13 protein-coding genes are annotated in these 23,013 nt (G+C 70.1%); 11 read left to right on the forward strand and 2 right to left on the reverse strand.

The genetic code is table 11. The features are described from left to right. Positions 1 to 5: 5 nt before the first annotated feature. Positions 6 to 1,877 carry a phosphoenolpyruvate carboxykinase (GTP) gene (locus EII35_RS08015; protein WP_125227940.1) on the reverse strand — a complete coding sequence of 624 codons (1,872 nt, stop codon included), beginning with the start codon at positions 1,875 to 1,877 and terminating at the stop codon, positions 6 to 8. 242 nt (positions 1,878 to 2,119) lie between these two features. Here EII35_RS08015 and clpB point away from each other — a divergent pair, with 242 nt between their 5' ends. After that, positions 2,120 to 4,690 (forward strand): ATP-dependent chaperone ClpB, encoded by a 2,571-nt coding sequence (gene clpB / locus EII35_RS08020; protein WP_125227941.1) that lies wholly within the window; start codon positions 2,120 to 2,122, stop codon positions 4,688 to 4,690. Between the two features lie 37 nt (positions 4,691 to 4,727). Beyond that, positions 4,728 to 5,519 carry a hypothetical protein gene (locus EII35_RS08025; protein ID WP_125227942.1) on the forward strand — a complete coding sequence of 264 codons (792 nt, stop codon included), beginning with the start codon at positions 4,728 to 4,730 and terminating at the stop codon, positions 5,517 to 5,519. A 3-nt stretch (positions 5,520 to 5,522) separates the two neighbouring features. Here the strand turns inward: EII35_RS08025 and EII35_RS08030 are convergent, their stop codons facing one another. Further along, positions 5,523 to 6,824, reverse strand: a complete 1,302-nt coding sequence (locus EII35_RS08030) for an MATE family efflux transporter (RefSeq protein WP_221739710.1) — start codon at positions 6,822 to 6,824, stop codon at positions 5,523 to 5,525. Between the two features lie 220 nt (positions 6,825 to 7,044). On the opposite strand from EII35_RS08030, the gene EII35_RS08035 reads away from it, so the two are divergent. Genes EII35_RS08035 through EII35_RS08075 form a run of 9 tightly spaced genes read left to right on the forward strand, consistent with a single transcriptional unit; the run spans position 7,045 to position 23,001 of the window. Beyond that, complete coding sequence (locus EII35_RS08035; protein WP_125227943.1) at positions 7,045 to 13,134, forward strand: Ig-like domain-containing protein; 6,090 nt, start codon at positions 7,045 to 7,047, stop codon at positions 13,132 to 13,134. A gap of 17 nt (positions 13,135 to 13,151) precedes the next feature. Continuing rightward, positions 13,152 to 14,129, forward strand: a complete 978-nt coding sequence (locus EII35_RS08040; protein ID WP_125227944.1) for an AAA family ATPase — start codon at positions 13,152 to 13,154, stop codon at positions 14,127 to 14,129. A gap of 6 nt (positions 14,130 to 14,135) precedes the next feature. Then, the gene (locus tag EII35_RS08045; RefSeq protein WP_125227945.1) at positions 14,136 to 15,350 is read left to right on the forward strand and encodes a DUF58 domain-containing protein; all 1,215 of its coding nucleotides are present in this window, start codon (positions 14,136 to 14,138) and stop codon (positions 15,348 to 15,350) included. Next, a complete protein-coding gene (locus EII35_RS08050) occupies positions 15,350 to 17,674 on the forward strand; it encodes a transglutaminase TgpA family protein (protein WP_125227946.1) in 2,325 nt (774 codons plus the stop codon). The genes EII35_RS08045 and EII35_RS08050 overlap by 1 nt, the downstream gene beginning before the upstream one ends. A 9-nt stretch (positions 17,675 to 17,683) precedes the next feature. Then, positions 17,684 to 18,949, forward strand: coding sequence for an FHA domain-containing protein (locus EII35_RS08055; RefSeq protein WP_125227947.1), 1,266 nt, complete (start codon positions 17,684 to 17,686; stop codon positions 18,947 to 18,949). Next, on the forward strand, positions 18,946 to 19,722 hold the full coding sequence (locus tag EII35_RS08060) for a PP2C family protein-serine/threonine phosphatase (RefSeq protein ID WP_125227948.1): 777 nt from the start codon (positions 18,946 to 18,948) through the stop codon (positions 19,720 to 19,722). The genes EII35_RS08055 and EII35_RS08060 overlap by 4 nt, the downstream gene beginning before the upstream one ends. Then, a complete protein-coding gene (locus tag EII35_RS08065; protein WP_125227949.1) occupies positions 19,719 to 20,621 on the forward strand; it encodes an FHA domain-containing protein in 903 nt (300 codons plus the stop codon). The genes EII35_RS08060 and EII35_RS08065 overlap by 4 nt, the downstream gene beginning before the upstream one ends. After that, positions 20,621 to 22,180 carry a serine/threonine-protein kinase gene (locus EII35_RS08070; protein WP_125227950.1) on the forward strand — a complete coding sequence of 520 codons (1,560 nt, stop codon included), beginning with the start codon at positions 20,621 to 20,623 and terminating at the stop codon, positions 22,178 to 22,180. The genes EII35_RS08065 and EII35_RS08070 overlap by 1 nt, the downstream gene beginning before the upstream one ends. 11 nt (positions 22,181 to 22,191) lie before the next feature. Beyond that, complete coding sequence (locus EII35_RS08075) at positions 22,192 to 23,001, forward strand: spermidine synthase (protein WP_260465066.1); 810 nt, start codon at positions 22,192 to 22,194, stop codon at positions 22,999 to 23,001. The last annotated feature ends 12 nt before the right edge of the window (positions 23,002 to 23,013 follow it).

The raw sequence follows: 23,013 nt of genomic DNA on the forward strand, positions 1-23,013 counted from the left end.
CCGGGTCAGCGCGGGTCGATGATCTTCATGGCGATGTGCCACAGCTCGTCGTGGATCTCCTGGGGCACCTTGAGCCCCAGTGATCGCAGCCAGCGGCGCATGCGCGGCAGCTCGTCGGCCCACTCCTGGGGGACGTAACGCAGCACCTGCTCCAGGTCGTCGTCGCTGATGTCGAGGCCCTCGACGTCGATGTCCTCCTTGCGGGGGAGGAGGCCTGCCGGGGTCTCCACCGCATCCACGGCCCCCTCCAGCCGCTGCACGATCCACTTGAGCACGCGGCAGTTCTCGCCGAAGCCCGGCCACAGGAAGTTGCCCTCCGCGTCGCGGCGGAACCAGTTGACGTAGAAGATCCTGGGCAGCTTGGCGGGCTCGGTGCGCTCGCCCATGCTGATCCAGTGCTGCAGGTAGTCGCCCACGTGGTAGCCGATGAACGGCAGCATCGCCATCGGGTCCCGGCGCAGCACCCCGACGGCGCCTGCCGCGGCGGCGGTCGTCTCCGAGGAGCAGGTCGCCCCCATGAAGACGCCGTGGAGCCAGCTGCGGGACTGGGAGACCAGCGGGATGGTGTTCTCCCGCCTGCCGCCGAAGATGATGGCGTCGACGGGGACCCCGCGTGGGTTGTCGTAGTCCGAGGACAGGATCGGGCACTGGGTGATGGGGGTGCAGAAGCGGGAGTTCGGGTGGGCGGCCTTCTCGCCCGGACGGCCACCGTCGGGTCCCTTCTCCGGGGTCCAGGAGCGTCCCTTCCAGTCGGTCAGGTGCTCGGGGGGCTGCTTGGTCATGCCCTCCCACCACACGTCCCCGTCGTCGGTGAGGGCGACGTTGGTGAAGATGTTGTGGCCACCCCGGATGGCGGCCATCGCGTTCGGGTTGGTGGCGTCGCCGGTTCCGGGGGCGACGCCGAACAGGCCGGCCTCGGGGTTCACCGCGTAGAGCCTGCCGTCGTCGCCGAACCGCATCCAGGCGATGTCGTCGCCCAAGGTCTCCACCTTCCAGCCGGGGATGGTGGGCTCGAGCATGGCGAGGTTGGTCTTGCCGCAGGCCGAGGGGAAGGCGGCGCAGATGTGGTAGGCCCTGCCCTCCGGGGAGGTGAGCTTGAGGATGAGCATGTGCTCGGCCAGCCAGCCCTCCTCGCGGCCCATCACGGAGGCGATGCGCAGGGCGTAGCACTTCTTGCCCAGCAGCGAGTTGCCGCCGTAGCCGGAACCATAGCTCCAGATCATCCGTTCCTCGGGGAAGTGGACGATGTACTTCACGTCGTTGCACGGCCACGGGACGTCCTTCGTCCCGGCCGGCAGGGGCATCCCGACGGAGTGCAACGCGGGCACGAAATCAGCCTCGGTGCGGTCCATCGCCGCCATGACCTCGTCGCCCATCCGGGTCATGATGCGCATGGAGAGGACGACGTAGGCGGAGTCGGTGATCTCGATCCCGAACTTCGGGTCCTCCGCCTCGATGTGTCCCATGCAGAAGGGGATGACGTACATGGTCCGTCCCGCCATGCAGCCGTTGTACAGCTGCCGGAGGGTCGTCTTCATCTGCTTCGGGTCCATCCAGTTGTTGGTGGGGCCCGCATCGTTCTCGTCGACGGAGCAGATGAACGTCGAATCCTCGACCCGGGCGACGTCGTCGGGGTCGGTGCGGGCGTAGAGGGAACCCGGTTGCCTGGACTCGTCGAGCCGGATCACCGTGCCCGCATCCACCAGCACGTCCGTGAGGCGGTTGTACTCCTCGTCGGAGCCGTCACAGAAGTGGATGGCGCTGGGTTTGGTGAGGTCGGCGATCTCCTCCACCCAGGCGATGACCCTGGGGTGGGAGGGGACGCGTCCGGTGACGGGGATCGTCGTGGTCAGACCGTTCTCGGTCAGGGTGGACATGGAATGGCACTCCTTCGGTCGGCACTTCAGTGGGCTACCGCTGCGCCCGGCCGGACTCCGGTCGGGTACCTCGAGCGTATCGCTCCGGCTGCGGATTCGAGGGTGCTCGACGACGAATCGCTGAGGTTCTGGACGATGGTGGGGCATGGGAAGGTCAGGGATGAATCAGGGACGAAGACCCTGGGGGTCAGGGTTGAGCGTGGTAGACTCAACTCTGATGAATCGCACTCTGGAGGACAGCCTTGAACACTGAGAAGCTCACCGCCAAGAGCCGCGACGCGGTGACCGCCGCCGTCCGGCTGGCTCTGACCGCGGGCAACCCCAACGCGGAACCCGTGCACCTGCTGCACGGACTCCTGCTCACCCCTGACAACACCGTCGGCGCACTCCTCGCCGCAGCCGGAGCCGATCCCGACCGGGTCGATGCGGAGGCGGAGGCGGCCATCGCGAAGCTCCCCTCGTCCACCGGCAGCTCCGTGACCCAGCCGTCGATGTCCGGACCCCTCGCCCGGGTCCTCGCCACGGCCGAGACCCTCGCCGACGAACTCGGAGACCAGTTCGTCGCCACCGAGCACCTGCTCATCGCCCTGGCGAGGGTGGCGTCCGAGGCGCAGACCATCCTCAACCGGGTCGGCGCCACCGCCGACGTGCTCACCCGGGGCTTCCAGGACGCCCGCGGTGCCAAGCGCGTGACCTCGGCGGAGTCCGAGGGCGGGGAGTCGGCGTTGGAGAAATACTCCGTCGACCTCACCGAACGGGCCCGGGCCGGGAAGATCGACCCCGTCATCGGGCGCGACCAGGAGATCCGCCGCATCGTGCAGGTGCTGGCGCGGCGCACGAAGAACAACCCCGTGCTGATCGGTGAGCCCGGCGTCGGCAAGACCGCCGTCGTCGAGGGTCTGGCCCTGCGGCTGGTGGAGGGCGACGTCCCCGACTCCCTCAAGGGTCGTCGGCTGGTCTCCCTCGACCTGACCTCCATGGTGGCCGGGGCCAAGTACCGCGGCGACTTCGAGGAGCGCCTGAAGGCCGTGCTCAGCGAGATCAAGGAGTCCGACGGCCAGATCATCACCTTCATCGACGAACTGCACACCGTCGTCGGCGCCGGGGCGACCGGCGACGGCAGCATGGATGCCGGCAACATGCTCAAGCCCATGCTGGCCCGCGGTGAACTGCGGATGATCGGCGCGACGACCCTCGACGAGTACCGCGAGCACATCGAGAAGGACCCGGCGCTGGAGCGGCGCTTCCAGCAGGTCTACGTCGGTGAGCCGAGCGTGGAGGACGCCATCGCCATCCTGCGGGGGCTGCGGGAGCGCTACGAGGCCCACCACAAGGTGCGGATCACCGACGCCGCCCTCGTGGCGGCCGCCGCGCTCTCGGACCGCTACATCACGAGCCGTCAGCTGCCCGACAAGGCCATCGACCTCGTCGACGAGGCGGCGTCCCGGCTGCGCATGGAGATCGACTCCTCCCCGGAGGAGATCGACATGTTGCGTCGTGACGTGGACCGGATGCTCATGCAGGAACTCCACCTCAAGAAGGAGGACGATCCCGCCTCCCGCGAGCGCCTCGCCGCGCTGCAGCAGGAACTGGCCGACGCCCAGGAGGAACTGCGTGGCCTGGAGGCCCGCTGGGCTGAGGAGAAGTCCGGCCTCAACGCCGTCGGCGACCTCAAGGAGCAGATCGACGCGCTGCGGATCGAGGCGGACCGGGCCCAGCGTGACGGCGACCTCGGCCGCGCCTCCCAGCTGCTCTACGGGGAGATCCCCGCCATCGAGCAGCGGCTCGCCGAGGCCGAACTGAAGGAGGGGGAGGCCGTGAGAATGGTCTCCGATGAGGTCTCGGACACCGACATCGCGGAGGTCGTCGGCGCCTGGACGGGCATCCCCGTCGGGCGGCTGCTCCAAGGAGAGTCCGAGAAGCTGCTGGAGATGGAGGAACGGCTCGGCCGGCGCCTCATCGGGCAGGTCGAGGCCGTGCGTGCGGTCTCCGATGCCGTCAGGCGGTCCCGGGCGGGCATCTCCGACCCGAATCGCCCGTCGGGTTCCTTCCTGTTCCTCGGGCCGACGGGTGTCGGCAAGACCGAGCTGGCGAAGTCGCTGGCGGACTTCCTCTTCGACGACGAGTCGGCGATGGTCCGCATCGACATGAGCGAGTACTCGGAGAAGCACGCCGTGGCCCGTCTCGTCGGTGCGCCTCCCGGCTACGTCGGCTACGAGGAGGGCGGGCAGCTCACCGAGGCCGTGCGGCGTCGGCCCTACTCGGTGGTGCTGCTGGACGAGGTGGAGAAGGCCCACCCGGACCTGTTCAACATCCTGTTGCAGGTGCTGGACGACGGCCGCCTCACCGACGGTCAGGGCCGCACGGTGGACTTCCGCAACACCATCCTCATCCTCACCTCCAACCTCGGCTCCCAGTACCTGGCCGATGCCACCCTGTCCCCGGAGGAGAAGCGGGAACAGGTGATGGCGGTGGTCCGGTCCGCCTTCCGGCCGGAGTTCCTCAACCGACTGGACGAGCTGGTCATGTTCGAGCCGCTGACCCGTGAGGACCTGGGGCGCATCGTCGACATCCAGCTCGGCAGGCTGAACGCCCGGCTCGCATCCCGCCGCATCGTGGTGGAGCTGAGCGACGAGGCGCGTGGCTGGCTCGGCGACGTCGGCTTCGACCCGATCTACGGGGCCAGGCCGCTGCGGCGCCTCATCCAGTCCACGCTGGAGGACCAACTGGCCAAGGGCCTGCTGGCGGGCCGGATCCACGACGGCCAGACGGTCCGCTTCGACCGCGACGGCGACGGCGTGACCATCGTCTGAGACCCATCGACGAGAGGACGCGGATAGGGTGTGGGGCGTGACAGACGCGTCCCACACCCGAGTCGGGGAGTCCCGACCCCTCAGCCCCGAGGTGAGGTCCCTCCTGGAGCGCCTGTTCGGTGTCGGTGACGACCACGGGGCCGAGGCATTGCGGGCCCAGCTGGAGGGAGCGCTGGAGGTGCGCAGCGAGTACGGCTGGCGTATCGGCTTCGAGGTCCGTGCGGATGTGCCACGCTCTCGGACCCGGCTTCGCGAGTACCCCGTCCACCTCATCGGTGATGACCTGGGCAGACCGGTGTGGGTGACTCTGCGGTTGGTTGACGGTCGGCTGGACGAGTTGGAGATCCTGCGGGAGGGGCTGCTGTTGGAGTGGGAACAGGACCTCGCGGAACTCGACTTGGAGGTGTTCCACCGATCGCATGATGTGAGCGACGTTCTCCAGCTGCTGGACCCCGACACCGAGGGGTGTCTGTTTCGCCCTGTCCCGGTGGAGCCACTGATCCGTTCGCTGGTTGAACGGATGCTGGATGCCGACGCGCGCGAGAACGCGGAACTGCGGCAGCAGTTGGACGTGGTCCGGGCGCTGTGGTGCCCCGGCGGTCACGTCGTCTTCGAGGTCGCCACCGAGGTGCCACGCCTCCCAGGGGCCAACCACGATTTCCCGGTCATGCTGGCCGGGCAGGACGGCGACGGCTCGTTCTGGGTCATCCTGCGGATCGTCGACGGATGCCTCGGGGAGCTGGAGCTCTTCAGGGACGGCCTTCCGTGGGCCGAGGGGATGACCAGGCTTGCCGATCTCGACCTCCGGCCCGTCCCCGCACCCCAGTGAACCTCACCCGGTCCACAGCCAGGCATCGGAGCGTTCCCGCCACCACAGCGTGAGCGCCCGGACCCCCATGAACCCGACGGTGAAGCTCGCCCACAGCCAGGCCAGGCCGGTCACCCCCGTCGGCGCGAACCGGTCCACCACGAGGACGAGGGGGGCGTAGACGACGAGGGTGAGGGTCATCGCGCGGGCCAGGTAGGGGCCGTCCCCGGCCCCGATGAGCACCCCGTCGAAGAGGGTCACCCACGAGGAGATCACCAGCGCGGCCCCCATCACCACCAGCACCACCGCCACGGCGTGACGCACCTCGACCTGTGGGGTGAACAGGGCGGCGAACGGGCGGCGCACCACCGCGACGACGCCGCCCAGGAGCAGCCCGAACCCCAGGGACCACCGGATCATGTGCCGGGAGACGGAGCGCGCCTCCCGGGCACGCCCGGCCCCCAGCGCCTGGCCGATGAGGGTTTGACCGGCGATCGCCAGTGCATCGAGAACGTTCTGCAGGAATCCCCAGATGGTGAAGGCGACCTGGTGGGCGGCCAGCGCCGTCGCCCCCTGCCGGGCCGCGGCCCAGGTCGTGAGCAGCAGCGCCAGTCGTAGGGAGAGCGTGCGCACCAGCAGCGGGATGCCGACCCCCAGGCTGCGCCGCATCCCCGAGAACTCGGGGCGGCGGTGTGCCCCCAGCTCCCGGGAACCACGCAGCACCAGCCAGGCCGCCACCGCACCGAGGAGGGTCTCGGCGATCGCCGTCGCCGCCCCGGAGCCTGCGATGCCGAACCCCAGGCCGAGCACCAGCACCACGTCGCCCACGAGGTTCAATGCCGCGGCGGCCAACGACAGCAGCATCGGGGTCCGGGCGTCGGCCTGTCCCCGGAGGGTCCCTGTCGCGGCCAGCATCACGAGCATCCCCGGGGTCCCGGGCAGCGACCACCTCAGGTAGGCGACCGCCTGCTCACGCACCGCGCCCGTCGCGCCCAGCAGGCCGGCCAGCTGTGGCGCCAGCCACCACGCCACCCCGCCCACGAGCACTCCCAGGAACAGGGCCAGCCACAGGGCCTGTGCCCCGGCCTCCGCCGCCTCCCGGGCCCGCCCGGCCCCGGTCAGCCGGGCCACCGTCGCCGTCGAGGCGTAGGCCAGGAAGATGAACAGACCCACCATCGTCCCCACCACAGCGCTCCCCACGCCGAGACCGGCGAGGGGCTCCGTGCCCAGATGGCCCACGATCGCGGTGTCAGCCATGAGGAACAGCGGCTGGGCCGTGAGGGCGGCGAACGCCGGAACGGCCAGGGCCAGGATTCGGCGATTCAAGGAGGCGACCACAAGCGGATCGTACGGGAACGGGAGGCACTGTTTGTTTCGCGCCGACGGCGTGCTTGACTAGGAATGGCGACTCATGGTCGGCCCAGCTGGAAAATGAGGGGGCATTCTTGGCAGGATTCTCCCCATGGTTAATTGACATCCGGCCGAAAGGGCGAATGTCGGAGGGTGTTCCGGGAGCAACACGAGGGGAAGAAGCGAGGCCACGGTCATGGCATTGTTGAACCGCGCGCGGATCGAGACCGCTGCCGTGGGTGTCCTTGCGACGGCCCTCGGCGTCCTGGCCTTCGCCCATCCTGGCCTTCCCGCATCCGAGGTGGAACTCAACGACGGCGGCATCTGGGTCACCAACGAGAACCTCCTCATGGTGGGCCACGTCAACTACGAGGCCCAGACCCTCGACGGCGGATTCCTGTCGTCGAAGGAGAAGTTCGACGTCTCCCAGGCGGCCAGCCACGTCCTCGTGACCACCCCTGACGTCGTGCAGCCGGTCGACGTCGCCTCCGTTTCGACCCGCAGCGAGGCCGACACCCGCGGCCTCCACCTGGCGCACAACGGCGACCTCGTTCTCTTCGCCGACCCCGGCGCGGGACGGGTGTGGGCCACCGACACCATCGGGGCGGGAACCTTCTCCGCCACGGCCGTGCCCCTGCTGAAGGATCTCGACGCGCCACGGGTCGTCGTCGGGGTCGACGGGGTCGGGCACGTCGTGACGAGGAGCGGCGCGCACTACACGGTCACGGCGACGGAGGAGGGCCACGAGGCCTCGGAGCGGGGGACGGCCTTCCCCGAGGGGTTGGGCGAGGATGCCCAGCTCAGCGCCCTCGGCCCCGACCCGGTGGTGCTCGACGCCGGGCTCCTGCGGTTCCGGGGCAAGCAGATCCGCAGCGACGACTTCGCGGAGGCGGTGCTCCAGCAACCAGCTCCCGACACCGGCAAGGTCCTGCTGTCCTCACCGACGGCCATGCTCCAGGTGGAGGCGGGAAACGGACGGATCAACATGGTGGAGGTGCCCGTGGGCACCCCGGCCCGCCCCGTTCAGGTCGACGGGTGCGCCCACGCCCTGTGGGCGGCGACCGGGTACTACCTGCGCGACTGCGAGGGGGCCGACTTCGTCAAGTCGCAGTATTCCGAGATCGAGGTGGCCGCGAATCCGGTGTTCCGGACCAACCGCAAGGTCGTCGTCATCAATGACACCACGAATGGCACCGTGCTCCTGCCGATGAAGGACATGGCCGTGGTCAACAACTGGGAGCTCATCCAGACCCAGTTGAAGGACAACAAGGACTCCACCCCGGAGGACGTCATCGACGGGCGGACCACGATCCGGGAGTTCACCAACGAGCAGCACCCGCCGGAGGCGGTCGACGACGTGATGGGCGCCCGACCCGGGACGTCGACGAGCCTGCCCGTCCTGCTCAACGACACCGACATCGACGGGGATGCGCTGACCGTCGTCATCGACAGCGCCCCGGAGGGCTTCCACGTGGCGCCCGCGGACGAGGGGAGGCAGATCCGCGTCCAGGTGCCCTCCAGCGCCACGGGGGAGTTCACCTTCACCTACCGCGCCTTCGACGGCGTGAGCGCGTCGAACGTCGCCACCGTCACCGTGCAGATCCGAGCACCCGGCGAGAACTCGCCGCCGGTCAAGGTGCGGACGAGCCAGCTGACCGTCGCGGAGCGGGCATCACTGGAGTACTCGGCGCTCGGGGACTGGATGGATCCGGACGGCGACCCGTTCTTCCTCGCCAGCGCCGCATCCGATCAGGCCCTCGAGGTGTCCTGGCGTCCCGACGGCTACGTGGCGGTCAAGGACCTCGGCACCGACGGTCCCGGGCGTCGCGCCGTCAACCTGTCCGTGAGTGACGGTGTGGAGGCTGCATCCGGGGTCCTCGACGTCTACGTCGTGGCGGGGGCCAGCAACTCGCCGCCGGTGGCCAACAGCGATCACTTCGTCGCCTCCGTCAACGAGCCGATCACCCTCGAACCCCTCCTCAACGACACCGACCCGGACGCGGATCGGCTGTCGGTGGTCGAGGTCGAGCCCGCCCCGGACAACACCGAGCTCAAGACGGACTACCAGAACGGACAGATGAGGTTCACCGCCACGCAGGCGGGCAACTACACCTTCGTCTACGGCATCAGTGACGGAACCCACACCGCCAAGGGGCGAATCCGCATCGACGTCACGGATCCGGCGACGAACGACAAGACCCCGTTCGCCGAGAACGACCTCGCCCTGCTGCCGGTGAACGGTTCCGTCGTGGTGGAGGCCCTCGGCAACGACCGTGACCCCACGGGAGGGGTCCTGGTCATCCAGGGCATCTCGATGGGTTCCGCGGTCGGTCTCAACGTCGAGATCATCCAGCACGCCACGCTGCGGATCACCGCCCCCGCCGGGCTCGAGGAGCCGCAGACCTTCGAGTACACGGTGAGCAACGGTCACGGCTCCGCCACCGCCAAGGTGCTCGTCGTGCCCCGGGAGTCCCAGACGGACGCCCAACCCCCCGTGGCCAAGCCGGACCAGGCCGTCGTGCGGGCCGGGGACATCGTGACCGTCCCGGTGCTGAGCAACGACTACTCCCCGGCGGAGCTGGACATCACGCTCCAGCCGGAACTCGACATCCGTTCCGACCCGGCGCTCGGCACCTTCTTCATCTCCGGCCAGGAGGTGAGGTTCCTCGCCTCCGGCCAGGCGGGCACCGCGGAGGCGCTCTACACCATCCGCGACGCCGAGAACAGGGTCGCCACGAGCGCCGTGACCATCACCATCAACAACTACGACGAGGCGAACCAGCAGCCGGTACCCGTGCCTGTCGTGGCGCGGACCTTCACGGGCAAGACCATCCGCATCCCGATCCCGCTGGAGGGGATCGACCCGGACGGTGACTTCGTCCAGCTCGTCGGGCTCGGGCAGCAGCCACCCCAGTACGGGTCCGTGACCGTCCACGGCAACTCCCTGCTGTACTCGTCGTCGGAGACGGTGGCGGGCACCGACACGTTCACCTACCGGGTGGCCGACCAGTTCGGTGCCGAGGGTGAGGGCACGATCCGGGTCGGGGTGGCTCCCGCCCCGACGACGAACCAGGCCCCGGTGCCGGTGCCGGACTCCGTCTCGGCGCGTCCCGCCACGGTGCTGGAGATCCCGGCCACCTCCAACGACGTGGACCCCGACGGCGACCAGATCCGGCTCGTCCCCGGCTCGGTGCGTGCCGCCGACAGCGCCTGGACCCCGCAGGTCGAGATCGTGGGGCAGCGCATCCTCGTGACCACTCCGGAGGAACCCGGGCACTACCGGCTCATCTACGCCATCAGGGACGGCGGCGGCCTTCAGGCCGAGGGACTCATCATGGTCCACGTCGACCCCAACGTCCTGCCCGTCGCGCCCATCGCCCGTGACGATCACGTCGCGGAGGCGGGGATCAACGAGAAGGAGGTTGTCGAGGTCGAGGTGCTCGCCAATGACTCGGATCCGGACGGCTCCGTCAGCGACCTCAAGGTGACCGCGGGCGAGCCCGCCTCGGTCAAGGGCGGCGTCGTGCGCATCCCCGTCACGGACGATCGCCAGGTGGTGCTGTACACGGTGACGGACAAGGACGGACTGACGGCCCAGGCCGCGGTGGTGGTTCCCGGTCGTCAGCGGGTCCGACCCCAGGTCAACCAGGAGGTCATCCCGGCCCGGGTCAAGGGTGGTGAACTGCTCGTCATCGACCTCGACACCTATGTGGTGACCCGGCCGGGGGTGAGGGCGAAGCTCACGGGCGCGGAGTCGGTGAAGGCGGGACCGGGCGGTGACGCGTCCTCGCCGAATGGCGGGCTCGAGGTCATCGACGAGCACACCATCCACTTCACCCCCGCGACGTCGTTCAGCGGGCCCACCTCGGTCTCCTTCGAGGTGACCGACGGCGAGACCCTCGACGATCCGCGCGCCTTCCGCGCGAATCTCAGCGTGCCGATCACCGTGCTGCCCTCGGGACTCAACCCGCCGGTGCTCAGGCCGAGTGAGTTGACGGTGGCCCCGGGCGATCCGGCCATCACCGCCGATCTGGGTGCGATGGCCGAGGATCCCGATCCGGGTGACGACGAGCGGCTGTCCTTCCGGCTCGTCACGGCGACGGAGGGGCTGACCACGGAGGTCTCCGGGCAGGAGCTCCGGCTCGGGGCGACGGCGGGCATGCCGGTGGGGGCGGGTGCCTCAGTCACGGTGGAGGTGCACGACGGCACCACGGATCCCCTCACGATGGTCGTGCCGGTCAAGGTTGTCCGCACCACCCGTCCGCTCATGCAGGTCAGCGACATCACCGAACGCAACGCTCGATTCGGCACCCCGGTCTCCTTCGACATCGCGAACTATGTGACCAACCCGTTCGCCGACGTTGGGGGCGAGATCAGCATCGTCGGTGCGCCGAGCGTCTCCCAGGGCTCCGCCTCGGTCAAGGTGCAGGGCACCGTCATCGAGGTCACCCCGACGGATCCGGGGGCGGGCAGCGAGGTGCCGGGCGAGGTCGTGGTCTCGTTCCGTGTCGGTGACGCCACGGGCGACGCCTCGCGGGAACGCACCGGGACGATCACCCTCCACGTGAAGGGGCAGCCGCGCTCTCCCGCCAACGTGACGGCCGAGGTACTCAAGTCGAAGACCGCTCGGGTCACCTGGACCCACGGGGGATGGCGTGGCGGTACGCCCAGGGGCTTCACCGTGATCTGGGCCGATGGGGAGAAGTTCTGCGGGCTCCAGACCACCTGCGACATCGACACCCTCCGCAACGGCAAGTCCTACACGTTCACCGTCGTGGCGGAGGTGACGGAACCCGACATCGAGCGGAGCGCTCCCTCGGCGCCGAGCAACCAGATCTGGGTGGACGTGGTCCCGGATCGCCCGGGCAGGCCGACGGCGACCTTCGGTGACCGTTCCATGGCCCTGACCTGGAGCCCGGTCGCCACGGCCGACGGCGGTTCCCCCGTGACCCGCTACACGGTGACCGTCACCCCCGCGGACACGCTGGGACGCACGCGGATCGACACGCGCGACACCAGCCTGAGGTGGGACCACCTCGCCAACGGCACGGCGTACTCCTTCGCCGTGACGGCCCACAACAAGCTCACGGATGACGACTCCCGGGTGAACCCGCCGACGGGCGAGTACTCCGCCCCCCAGATCCCCGCGGGTCCCCCGAGCGGGCAGGGCGCGCCCACCGCCTCCCTGCACACACCCGTCGCAGGGGTGCGGCCGACGGCGACGGTCACCTGGTCCCCGCCGTCCGATCCGAACGGTGACTCCGCCTTCCGCTACGAGGTCAGGATCTCCGGCGGCGGGGTCGTCTGCGCCGATGTCTCGGGGACGCAGTGCACCGTGGCGATGGACGTCAGCAACCGCGACCGTTCCTTCGAGGTCCGCGCCACGAACAAGACCAACACCTGGTCGGAGTGGTCCCCGCCGTCGAACAGCATCCGGCCGCTGCAGCCCCCGGGCCGGCCGCAGGACTTCTCCCTCACCGCCACCAACCAGGGGCACTCCGCGGTGTTCAACTTCCGCCCGGCCGAGGGCAACGGGGCCGACGCGGGTGAGCTCAGCTACGAGTGGAGCGTCGGCGACGTCCGGGGCAGGGTCTCGCCCGGCGAGACCATCACCAGCGACGCCTTCGTCTATGACAGGCCCATCACGGTCAGCCTGCGTGCGGTGTCCTCCGTGCACGGGCAGCGGATCTCCGGCGAGGCCGTGACGGCCACCGTCGAGGTGTCCGGGCCGCCGACGGTGCCCGTCGTCACCGCCGCGCAGAACTCCGACGACCCCTCGAAGGTACGGCTCGGCTGGGAGATGGTGGCCTCCAGCAACGGGGCCTCCGTCTCCGTGGTCGAACTGGAGATCCGGGAGGACGGCAACAGCCGGGTGATTGAGGCCAGTGGGCTGTCCGGTTCGATGGAGGCCGGCAGCGGCCGTGGCCAGACCGTGTGCATTCGGGCCCGGGCGCGCAACGAGCACGGGCTGTGGGGCGAGTGGTCCGGTGAGCGGTGCGCCGGGACCTGGTCCGCGCCGCGGGCGTCGTTGGGGGTTGGCTCCGAGGTGGGCTGCCCCGACGGGGCCTCGGGGCCGTGCCACGCCGCCCGGATCGAGCTGCGGGACTGGAACCCGGGATCCGAGGTCGAGTGTGAACTCAAGAACGTTCTGGGCATCAGCGGCGAGGAGGAGTTCGACGTCGACAGTTCCGGCGACCTCACCAGGGACGTCAGGAAGTGGGTGCTCCACGGCCGCAACATCCCCTCCGAGCCCGTCGACATCACCAGCAGCTGCAGCTACGAATGATCGAAACAAGGACAAGAATGAACGCAGTACTCACGCCGGAACAGGCGGCCTTCTTCGCGGACACCTTCGCCCGCCTGACCGACAACATCGGGCAGGCCCTGTTGGGCAAGGCCCCGGTGGTGAGGTTGGCGTTGACCTGCATGCTGTCGGAGGGACACCTCCTGCTGGAGGACGCCCCGGGCACGGGCAAGACCGCGTTGGCCAGGGCCATCGCCGCATCCGTCCACGGCAGCCACAACCGGATCCAGTTCACCCCGGACCTGCTGCCCTCCGACATCACCGGCGTGACCATGTACGACCAGGCGACGGCGAGGTGGACCTTCCACCACGGGCCGATCTTCTCCTCCATCGTGCTGGCGGACGAGATCAACCGTGCCTCCCCGAAGACCCAGTCCGCCCTGCTCGAGGTGATGGAGGAGGCCCAGGTCACCGTCGACGGTCAGCGGTACCCGACCGAACGTCCGTTCATGGTCATCGCCACCCAGAACCCCGTCGAGCAGGCGGGCACCTACCGGCTCCCGGAGGCCCAGCTCGACCGGTTCCTGATGAAGACGGCGGTGGGTTACCCCGACACGGAGGACTCCGTCGCGGTGCTCGCGGGATCGGCCCGACCGGACCGTTCCAAGCAGCTCAAGCCCGTCGTGGCGCAGCAGGCGATCGCGGAGATGATCGACTCGGTGCGGGACAACTACGTCAACCCGTCGGTCCTCTACTACGTGCAGCGTCTGGTGGAGGCCACCCGGGAGGACGCGGACACCGCGATGGGGGTCTCGACCCGAGGCGCCATCGGCATGGTGCGCGCCGCTCGGGTCTGGGCCGCCGCCCACGGCCGCAACTACGTGATCCCCGACGACGTCAAGGAACTCGCGACGCCCGTGTGGACCCACCGCATCATCATGTCCCCCGAGGCCGAGTTCGCGGGGGTGAAGGCCGAGGACGTGGTGGCCCGGGCCCTGTCCCGGGTCGAGGCGCCGACGAACCGGACGGTCGTCTGACCGGTGTTGCGTCGACGCAGTGAACAGTCGGTCCTGCCCGAGACGGGGCAGGGCTGGCGGACGCGTCTCCGCGATCACCCGGTCCTCGGGACGGTGACCCCCCTCGGGTGGCTCATGGTCGCGTTGCTGGTCCTCGGGGCCATCCCGGCGTGGCGGTTCGGCTGGCACGAGTTCCGGGCCCTGTGGATCCTGGCTGCCGTCGTCCTGCTGTTGGCGGTGGCGAGCATCCTGGGGCGACGCGAACACCAGGTCTCCTTCGAGCTTGACCGGCCCCGCGTCCAGGCGGGGGAGACCGTGAACGGCCAGGTCGTCGTGACGGCGACGGGGCGTCGTCGGTCCGCAGCCTCCACACTCCAGTTCCTCGTCGACGACGAGGACGTCTCGTTCCGGGTCCCGGAACTCCTCCCCGGCACCCGACACGAGGAGCGGTTCAGCATCCCGACGGAGCGGCGGGGCGTCATCCGGATCGGTCCGGTCAGCTCGGTCCAGGGCGATCCCCTCATGACGCTCAACCGGGTCAAGGAACTCTCCGGCGTCCACGAACTGTTCGTCCATCCCCGCATCATCCGGGCCGGTTCCGGGGCTGTCGGGTTCCTGAGGGACGTCGAGGGGATCACCACGTCGAACCTGTCCTCGTCGGACGTGTCCTTCCACGCGCTGCGCGAGTACGTCCCCGGGGACGACCGACGCTCGGTGCACTGGCGCACCACGGCGCGTACGGGGCGCCTCATGGTGCGGCAGTTCGAGGAGACCCTCCGGGCCCATCTCCTCATCCTTCTGTCAACCCGGGCGGAGGACTACCCGGATCCTGAGGACTTCGAGCTGGCGGTGTCGGTGGCCGGATCGCTCGGCACCTCGGCGCTGCACGAGGAGCGCCAGGTCACGTTCGTCACCTCGCACGAGGAACTCCGGTTCCCCGACGCCATCGGCATGCTGGACCGGCTCTCGGGAGTCGAGTGCGTCGAGAACGCGCCCACCCTGCGGCAGGTCGCCTCCCGGCACACCGGGACCCCCGGCCTGTCGGTGGTCGCCCTCATCTCCGGGGCCGCCTCTCCCGGCGAGCTGCGCGGCGTCCAGCGGGTCGTCCCGCCGGGCGTGGTCTCCTTCGCGTTGCGCTGCAACCGGGCCGCGCAGATGAGCCGAACCCGCACCGGACCCATGAGTGTCATCGACATCGCCGACCTGGAGCAGCTCCGTCCCGCACTGAGGAGCCTCCAGTGATGGCGCGATCATGGTCCCGTGGCCTCGGTGCCTGGCTGCTCATGCTGCCGGGCGTCGTGGCCTTCCAGCCGACGTTCGGGGGCTGGGTCGGCTACGTGCCGGGGCTGGTGGGGGTGACCCTCGGGGCCCTCGTCGCGCTGCTCGGGGTGTGGTTGCGGTTCGGACCCGCCCTGTGGATGGGGGCGGTGGCTCTCGCCTACCTCATGGTCGGGGGATCGATCGCGGCCCCGGAGACGGTCAGTGTGGGCTTCCTGCCCACCCTCGAGACGGTGCGCCGTCTGGTCGTGCTCACTTGGGAGAGCTGGTCGGAGCTGCTCACCGTGACGACGCCCGCTGCGGACATCCCCGGCCCGGCGGCGGCACCGTTCCTGCTCGGACTCGTCCTCGCGACGGCCTTCGTCGGGGTGGTGCTCCGCACCCGTGCCGTCGTCGCGCCACTGCTCATCCCGATCGCCTGGCTCGGCGCAGGGGTCGCCTTCGGTGTGCACAACGCACCGGCCGCCTGGTGGCTGGGGACGGCCCTCGGGGCGGGGTTGCTGGTGTGGAGCACCACCCACAGGCTGCACCGAAGCCGCGACGTCAACGCCCGCTTCCTGGCGCGTCGCGCCCACGGACTCTCCGGCACCGCGGGGAAGGCGGCGACGGCGAGCGCCGTGATCCTTCTCGCCTCCCTCGCGGCGCTGGGGACGACGGTGGCGACCCCGGACCCGGGGCGGCAGGTGCTGCGGGACCACGTGGCGCCGCCGCTGGACCTCACCGATCATCCGAGCCCGCTGACCCGGTTCCGCTACCTCGAGGTGAACCAGGAGGAGGACGTCCTGTTCCAGGTGGAATCGCCGCCCCAAGGAGGCAGGCTCCGGCTGGCGGTGATGGATGCCTGGGACGGGGTGGTGTTCAACGTCTCCCAGGACAGCCGGAAGTATCTGCGGGTGGGACGGGAGATGCCGCAGCAGCCGCAGGATCCCGTCGACACCTCCCGGATCACGGCGGTGGGTTACGAGGGCATCTGGGTCCCGAGCTTCGGTGAGCCCGCCCGCGTCGAGTTCACCGGAGACGGCGGGGAGGCCGCCGCCCGGTCCCTCCACCTCAACCCCGAGACCGATCAGCTGCTCACCGTCGCCCGGTTCGCGCCCGGAACCTCCGTCGCGGTCACCGGCACCAACCTTGCCCCGCTCCCCGCCGAGGCCCGCGCGGGCCTCAGCGGCCGCGGCGTCGGGCCGGTGAAGCCCTCCGAGTACCAGTTGGTGCCCGAGGTGCTGAGCGAGAACGCGCGCCAGTGGACCGCGTCGGTGACCAGCCCGTACGACCAGCTCCGGGTCATCGAGGAACGTCTCCGCACCGATGGCCGCTTCTCCGATGGTCGCAACAACGACTCCCGCGCCGGGCACACTGCGGAACGTCTCGCGTTCATGTTCAACTCGGAGCAGCTCGTCGGGGACGACGAGCAGTACGCCGCCGCGATGGCGCTCATGGCCTCCCAGCTCGGCATCCCGGTGCGGGTGGTCCTCGGGTTCTACCCCGAGCAGGCGGTCGCCCCGGGCGAGGTCTGGCAGGTGCGTGGCGCGGATGCCCACGTGTGGGTGGAGGCCAACCTCGACGGGGTCGGGTGGGTGAGTTTCGACCCCACCCCGCCGCGGGACCAGGTACCCACCCCGGACGACAAGGTGCCCAAGCCCCGCCCCAAGCCGCGGGTGGACTCGCCCCCGCTTCCCCCGGAGCGGTACGAGGACGAGCAGGTCCAGACCGAGGAGGAGGCCGTCCAGATCAAGGAACCCGAGGAGGAGCCTGCGGATCTCGGTCCGCTGCTGCTCGCCGTCGGGATCGCGACGGGCAGCCTGCTCGTGCTGCTGTCCCCCCTGCTCGTCATCGCCCTGGTGAAACTGCGTCGGCGGCTGCGTCGACGGAACAGTGGGACGACGGCGGACCAGATCGCCGGTGCCTGGGGCGAGGTGGTGGACCGGGCCCGTGACCTCGGTTTCGTCGCGCCACGGAACCTCACCCGACGGGAAACCGCCGACCAGCTGCAACGCGCCTACCCGGACCTCGGGATCGAACCGCTGGCCGGCAGGGTCGACTCCCAGGTCTTCGGGGCGGAGGAACCCACGCAGGGGCACCGCGACGAGTCATGGCAGGAGTCGGACTCCCTCAGACGCTCGCTCCTCGCCACCCGCCCTTGGTACGCTCGAATCTCTGCACTGTTCTCCCTGAAGTCGTTGCGTCGAGGCAGGGTCGAGGCCTCTGGTGGTCACGGCACGCCCAAGCGGGATCCCCGAGCCCGCCGGGCCGAGGAAGAACCGAGACCGTCCCATGGCCGAAGGAGCTGAGGAACGCCGATGCGTAGACAACTGGGCGATTTCGTCGCGGTGGTGCTCGACGTGCCCCCGCGCGCCGTGGCCCACCTGATCCAGTGGGTCCCGATGGCTCTGCTGCTGGGGGCCGGATTCCTCGCCGTGTTCGTCAGGGGCGGTTTCCTCGGGACGGTGCTCCCGATCCTCCTGGCCGGGGTGGGGCTGGCCCTGCTCGGGTGGAGCGCCTGGCTCATGGTCTCCCGGTCCGAGACCCTGGGTTCCAGGGTGAAGGGATTCACGTATGTCACCGAGACGACGGCGCACCCTGCGTCGACCACCCTGTTGTTGAAGATGCTCGCCGAGACCGGGATCGGGCTGGTGACGTGTGGGCTGGGGACGATCGCGTACCCCGTCACCCACCGGGACGGGCAGCACTGGCTTGACCGGGTCTTCCGCATCGTCCCGGTCAAACGGGACTCCGTGGAGTCCGTGCCCGTGACTCCGCCCCCGTTGCAGCAGTTCCAGGCGGCGATGATGCCCGCGCCGAGCCCGGTCCGGCCGCAGACCTCTCCCGGGACGGCCTCCCCGCCGCCCCCGCCGACCCCTCCGGCGGCCCCCACCCCGGAGCCGCCGCCGGTGGAGCAGGCAGCCCCCGCATGGACGCCGCCGGTGGCGGAGGGGGCCCGGCCTTTCCCGCCCTGTCCGAAGAGTGCCGTCCCCGTCGCACCGGTCACTCCCGGCACCGGCTCCCCGGCCTCGGCGTCGCAACCCGACGGCACGCCCTCCGTGCGCCCCTTCGCGCCGTCGACCACCGTGTCGGGCTCGAACCCGTGGGCGACGTCCCCCGCGGCCCCGGTCTTCCCGCCGGTCGGGTTCACCTCCCCGGAGCGGGAGGAGAGCGGCGGCCTGGAGGACACCCGCATCATTCCCGGGGGGCGGGTGGTCTCGGACGAGACCGTCATCGACCCGAACCCGTTGGTGCCCCGGCCGGACCCCGTTCTGGTGCTCGACGACGGTCAGCGCATCACGGTGGACGGCCCCCTCGTGCTGGGACGCAACCCCGTCGCCCCCACCATCTACGCCGGGGCCAGGGCCGTCCAGCTCGTCGATCCCACGATGCGGCTGTCCAAGACCCACCTCGTGGTCCTGGCGGAGGTCGACGGGGTGAGGATCATCGACATCGGGGCCACCAACGGTGTCTTCCTGGAGAGCGACGGGGAGAAGAGCCGGTTGATCGTCCGGGAACCGCACCGGTTGCTGCCGCACCACCTCATCCACTTCGGTGGGCGCACCCTGAGGTTGGTCCAGTGACTCCGCCCAGCATGGGGGTGACGTGTGCGGCGGCGACCCATCCGGGCCTCGTCCGCACCGTGAACGAGGACTCCTGGCTGACCCTGCCGCCCGTCTTCCTCGTCGCCGACGGGATGGGCGGGCACGAGTCGGGGGACCTGGCCTCCCGCGGGGTCGTCGACGTCTTCCGCGGCCTGGCCGCGCGTGAATGGCTGGACAGCGAGGACGTGGTGCGGACCATCAACCACGCCGCGGCCGAGGTTGCCATGCTGCGTGGGCACGGGCGGGCCCCCGGGTCGACGGTGAGTGGGGTGGCCCTGTCCAGGCGCGACGGGGAACCCTGCTGGCTGGTGTTCAACGTGGGGGATTCCCGCACCTACCTGCTCCGTGACGCCGTCCTGACCCAGGTCAGCGTCGACCATTCCGCCGCGGCCCAGTTCGCCGGGGCGCCAAGGAACATCATCACGCGGGCGCTGGGGGCGGGGATCGAACAGCCCGAGGCCGATCAGTGGCTGATCCCGGCCCGGCAGGGCGACGTCGTGGTGATCTGTTCGGACGGGTTGTCCAACGAGGTCAGTTCCGAGACCATCACCGCGACCGTTCGTCTCACCGATGATCTTCAGGAAGCGGCGAATCGTCTAGTACAGTTCGCGCTCGATGCTGGTGGGCGGGACAATGTCACCGTGGTGCTGGTGCGTTGCGAGTTCGCGAGCGGCGCAACATCGGGCACCATGGACCGCAGGACGCTGCCACCACGCGGGGACGGCAGGATCGAGTACGGGGAGAGGCGATGATCTCGAGTCACGGCATACCCACGTGGTCACCCGGCGGTTTCGTCGGGATCGTGTGGCCCCACGGGGTCGCTCTCGTGTCCCAGCAGCTGCGTCCCCAGGCGGCGGGGGAGCTGTGGCAGCGGGTGCACTCCGGCGCGAAGCTCAGCGACTTCGTGCGTTCCCTGGCCGAGGTCGCCGAGGTCAACGTCCTCGAGCTCCCGGACTTCGCCGTGGCGATCTGTGAGGGGACCAGCTGGCATCTCGCGGTGCGGGGGAAGCTGGAGCTGGAGGCGCAGTTCGGCACCGTCTCCGAGGCCATGCAGTGCCAGACCGTGACGACCTGGACGGAACGCACGGTGCAGGCGCCCACCGCGATCCGGCTGGGTACGCCCTCGGGGGCGACCGTTCCCGTCAACGACGGTGTCGTGTTGGCGTCGTGTCTCGAGGTGGGGGTGTTCAAGCCGTCCAGCAGCTTCCTCGTCGAGGAGACCAGCGGCATCCCCATGGTGCCCTCCCCGGCGGAACCGTCCTCCGACATCGTCCTCGAAGCCCCGGCCACGGCCCCGGGCGGCCCCGTCGACCGTGCCCCCATCGGTTGCCTGCGTCTCAACAGCGGCGAGCTCATCCCCTTGTCGGGCCCGGTCATCATCGGCAGGCATCCCGGCGCCGGTGGGCTCAACCTGAACGAACCCGCCCGCCTGGTCACCATCAGCGAGCCGCACGTCTCGGCCAACCATCTCGCGCTGTTCGTCGAGGACGGCCAGGCCTACGCCCGGGACCTCGGCAGCCGCAACGGCAGCGCGTTGAGGCGACGCGGCGGTGACCCGCTGCGACTGCCCGAGCGGGCCATCCCCCTCGAGGCGGGTGACGTCCTCGACCTCGGGCAGGGCGTCCAGATCCACTGCGACGGGTTGCCGTGATGGGGCAACGGACGCAACCCCCGGATCTCCCGGGCTTCACCTACATCGGCTGGATCGGCGGCGGCGGATTCGCCGACGTCTTCCGTTACCGGGACTCGCTCGGCCGTGGCGTGGCGGTGAAGGTCCTGCACCAGACCGTCGACGAGACCGCCTTCAACGCCTTCGCCGCGGAGGCCGTCCTCATGGCCCGGCTGTCCGGCCACCCGAACATCGTCACGATCCACTCGTCGGGGCTCTCGCCCGATGGCCGTCCCTTCCTCGTCATGGAGGAGTGCTCCTCCACCCACCTCGGCTCGAGGATCTCGAATCGGGTGCTGCCGCCGACCCAGGCGATCGAGTTCACCATCCAGCTCGCGGGTGCCGTCGAGACCGCCCACCAGCAGGGCATCCTCCACCGGGACATCAAGCCGGCCAACATCCTGTTCACCGGGTTCCAGCGCCCGGCCCTCACCGACTTCGGGATCTCCGCCTCCCAGGACCAGCGGGCCCTCGCCAACGCACTGAGTCCGTTGTGGGCACCCATCGAGCAGCACCCGAACGCGGGCATGGAGCCCGGGCCGTGGAGCGATGTCTTCTCGCTCGCCGCGACGACGTGGGCCATGCTCGTCGGGCGCAGCCCGTTGGCGGTACCCGGCGCCGACAACGGCACGGCCGCGCTGCGGGAGCGCGCCAGGAACTTCCACTGCCCCCGCACCGGTCGCAACGACGTGCCGCAGACCCTCGAGAACGTCCTGGCGACGGCGATGGCGGGCAATCCGGCCCGGCGCTACTCGAGCGCGCAGGAGTTCGCACGCGCCCTGCAGAGCGTCCAGACCCGTCACGGTCTGCCGATGACCCCCTTCGACGTCCTCGCGGCCTCCGTCGACCAGGAGCCGCGCCGCCTCGACCAGGGCTTCGACCCGTCGTGGCCCAACGCGGACTCCAGCCAGATGCTTACTGGCAGCTACACCTCGGGGCTGTCCTCCTACACCGGCGGTTACCTGTCCTACCAGGATCCAGCGAGCCTCGTCGACGACCCGACTCCGCCGTCGGTCTCCACGGGGGCGCCGGAACCGGGGGTGCTGCTGCGTGGCTCCGGGTTCGCCCAGGCCGGCCCCCGCGACGTCGGCACCCTGCCGGTGCCGGAGGCGCAGCCGAGCCCCACCCCCGAACCGGAGCCGGCGCCGAGGAACGGGCGGCGTACCCTGCTGGCCGTGCTGGGTGGCCTCCTGCTCGTGGTGGGGGTCGTCCTCGCCCTGCTCTTCGCGAACGGCACCTTCGGCGGCGGATCGACCAGGGCCGTCCCCACCGGGGAGGCCACGAAGGTGCCCGCGGTGGTGGACGTCACCTCGAGCGTGACCGGCGAGCAGGTGAAGTTCACCTGGACGAATCCCGCGCCGCAGGCCGAGGACGTCTACCTCATCGAGATCATCGGTGCCCCCGCGAACGAGAGCCGGGTACGGGTGTCCGAACCCGAGGTGATCGTGCCCGTGCAGGAGGGGGAGACCTGCGTCAACATCACGGTGCGCCGTCGGGTGCAGGGGCAGGTCTCCGAACCCGTGCGTGCCTGCGCCAACTGATCGGTGGTGTCGTGACACTGGAGGCGGACCCGCAGCATCCCGGGGCGTTCAGGGTGAGGTTCGGGGCGGCATCCCAGTCGTGGGTGGATCCGGCCAGACCCGATCTGCTGCTGTTCGAGTACGTCAACCACATCGCCCTGCTCCTCGAGCACGGCCTGGTCGACGTGGACCCGGACACCCGGCTGCGGGCGGTCCACATCGGCGGGGCGGGGATGAGCATCCCGCGCTGGATCGCGTGGCGACGACCGGGGACGGCGCAGATCGTGTGCGAGCCGAACGCCGACCTCACCGCCGAGGTGCGCAGGAAGCTGCCCCTGCCGCCCCGCAGCGGCATCAAGGTGCGTGACCAGGACGGCCGGAGCGCCACCCCGCTCATGCCCTCCGACTACGCGGATCTCGTGGTCGTCGACGCCTTCGCGGGGGACCGGGTGCCGGGGGAGCTCGTCACGACGGAGTTCCTCGACGAGCTGGTGCGCATCGGGCGGGGGCGTCGGATGGTCGTGTTCAACGTCACCGATTCGTCCCCGTTCGCCTGGACGAAACGGTTGGCGGCGGGTGTGGCGCAGCGGTGGCGCCACCTCGTCGTCGGGGCGGAGCCGGCCGTGATGAAGGGGCGACGCTTCGGCAACGTCCTGCTCGCCGCGGGCGCCCAGCGCATGGATCTGCCGGCGCTGGTGCGCGCCACGGCCTCGCAGCCGTGCCCCTACCGGTGGCTGCACTCGGGGGAGCTCGCGGGGTGGATCGGTGGAGCGGAACCGTTCACCGATGAGGACACCGCGGACTCGCCCCCGCCGTCGGGAAGCAAGCTGTGGTTCACGTGATGGAAGAATTGG

Source organism: Arachnia propionica, from assembly GCF_003932785.1.
Lineage (GTDB): Bacteria > Actinomycetota > Actinomycetes > Propionibacteriales > Propionibacteriaceae > Arachnia > Arachnia propionica_B.

Excerpts from the sequence above, each read along its gene's own strand:
- EII35_RS08015 (WP_125227940.1), bottom strand. The coding sequence starts at position 1,877 with ATGTCCACCCTGACCGAGAACGGTCTGACCACGACGATCCCCGTCACC.
- EII35_RS08035 (WP_125227943.1), top strand. The coding sequence starts at position 7,045 with ATGGCATTGTTGAACCGCGCGCGGATCGAGACCGCTGCCGTGGGTGTC.
- EII35_RS08040 (WP_125227944.1), top strand. The coding sequence starts at position 13,152 with ATGAACGCAGTACTCACGCCGGAACAGGCGGCCTTCTTCGCGGACACC.
- EII35_RS08050 (WP_125227946.1), top strand. The coding sequence starts at position 15,350 with ATGGCGCGATCATGGTCCCGTGGCCTCGGTGCCTGGCTGCTCATGCTG.
- EII35_RS08055 (WP_125227947.1), top strand. The coding sequence starts at position 17,684 with ATGCGTAGACAACTGGGCGATTTCGTCGCGGTGGTGCTCGACGTGCCC.
- EII35_RS08065 (WP_125227949.1), top strand. The coding sequence starts at position 19,719 with ATGATCTCGAGTCACGGCATACCCACGTGGTCACCCGGCGGTTTCGTC.
- EII35_RS08070 (WP_125227950.1), top strand. The coding sequence starts at position 20,621 with ATGGGGCAACGGACGCAACCCCCGGATCTCCCGGGCTTCACCTACATC.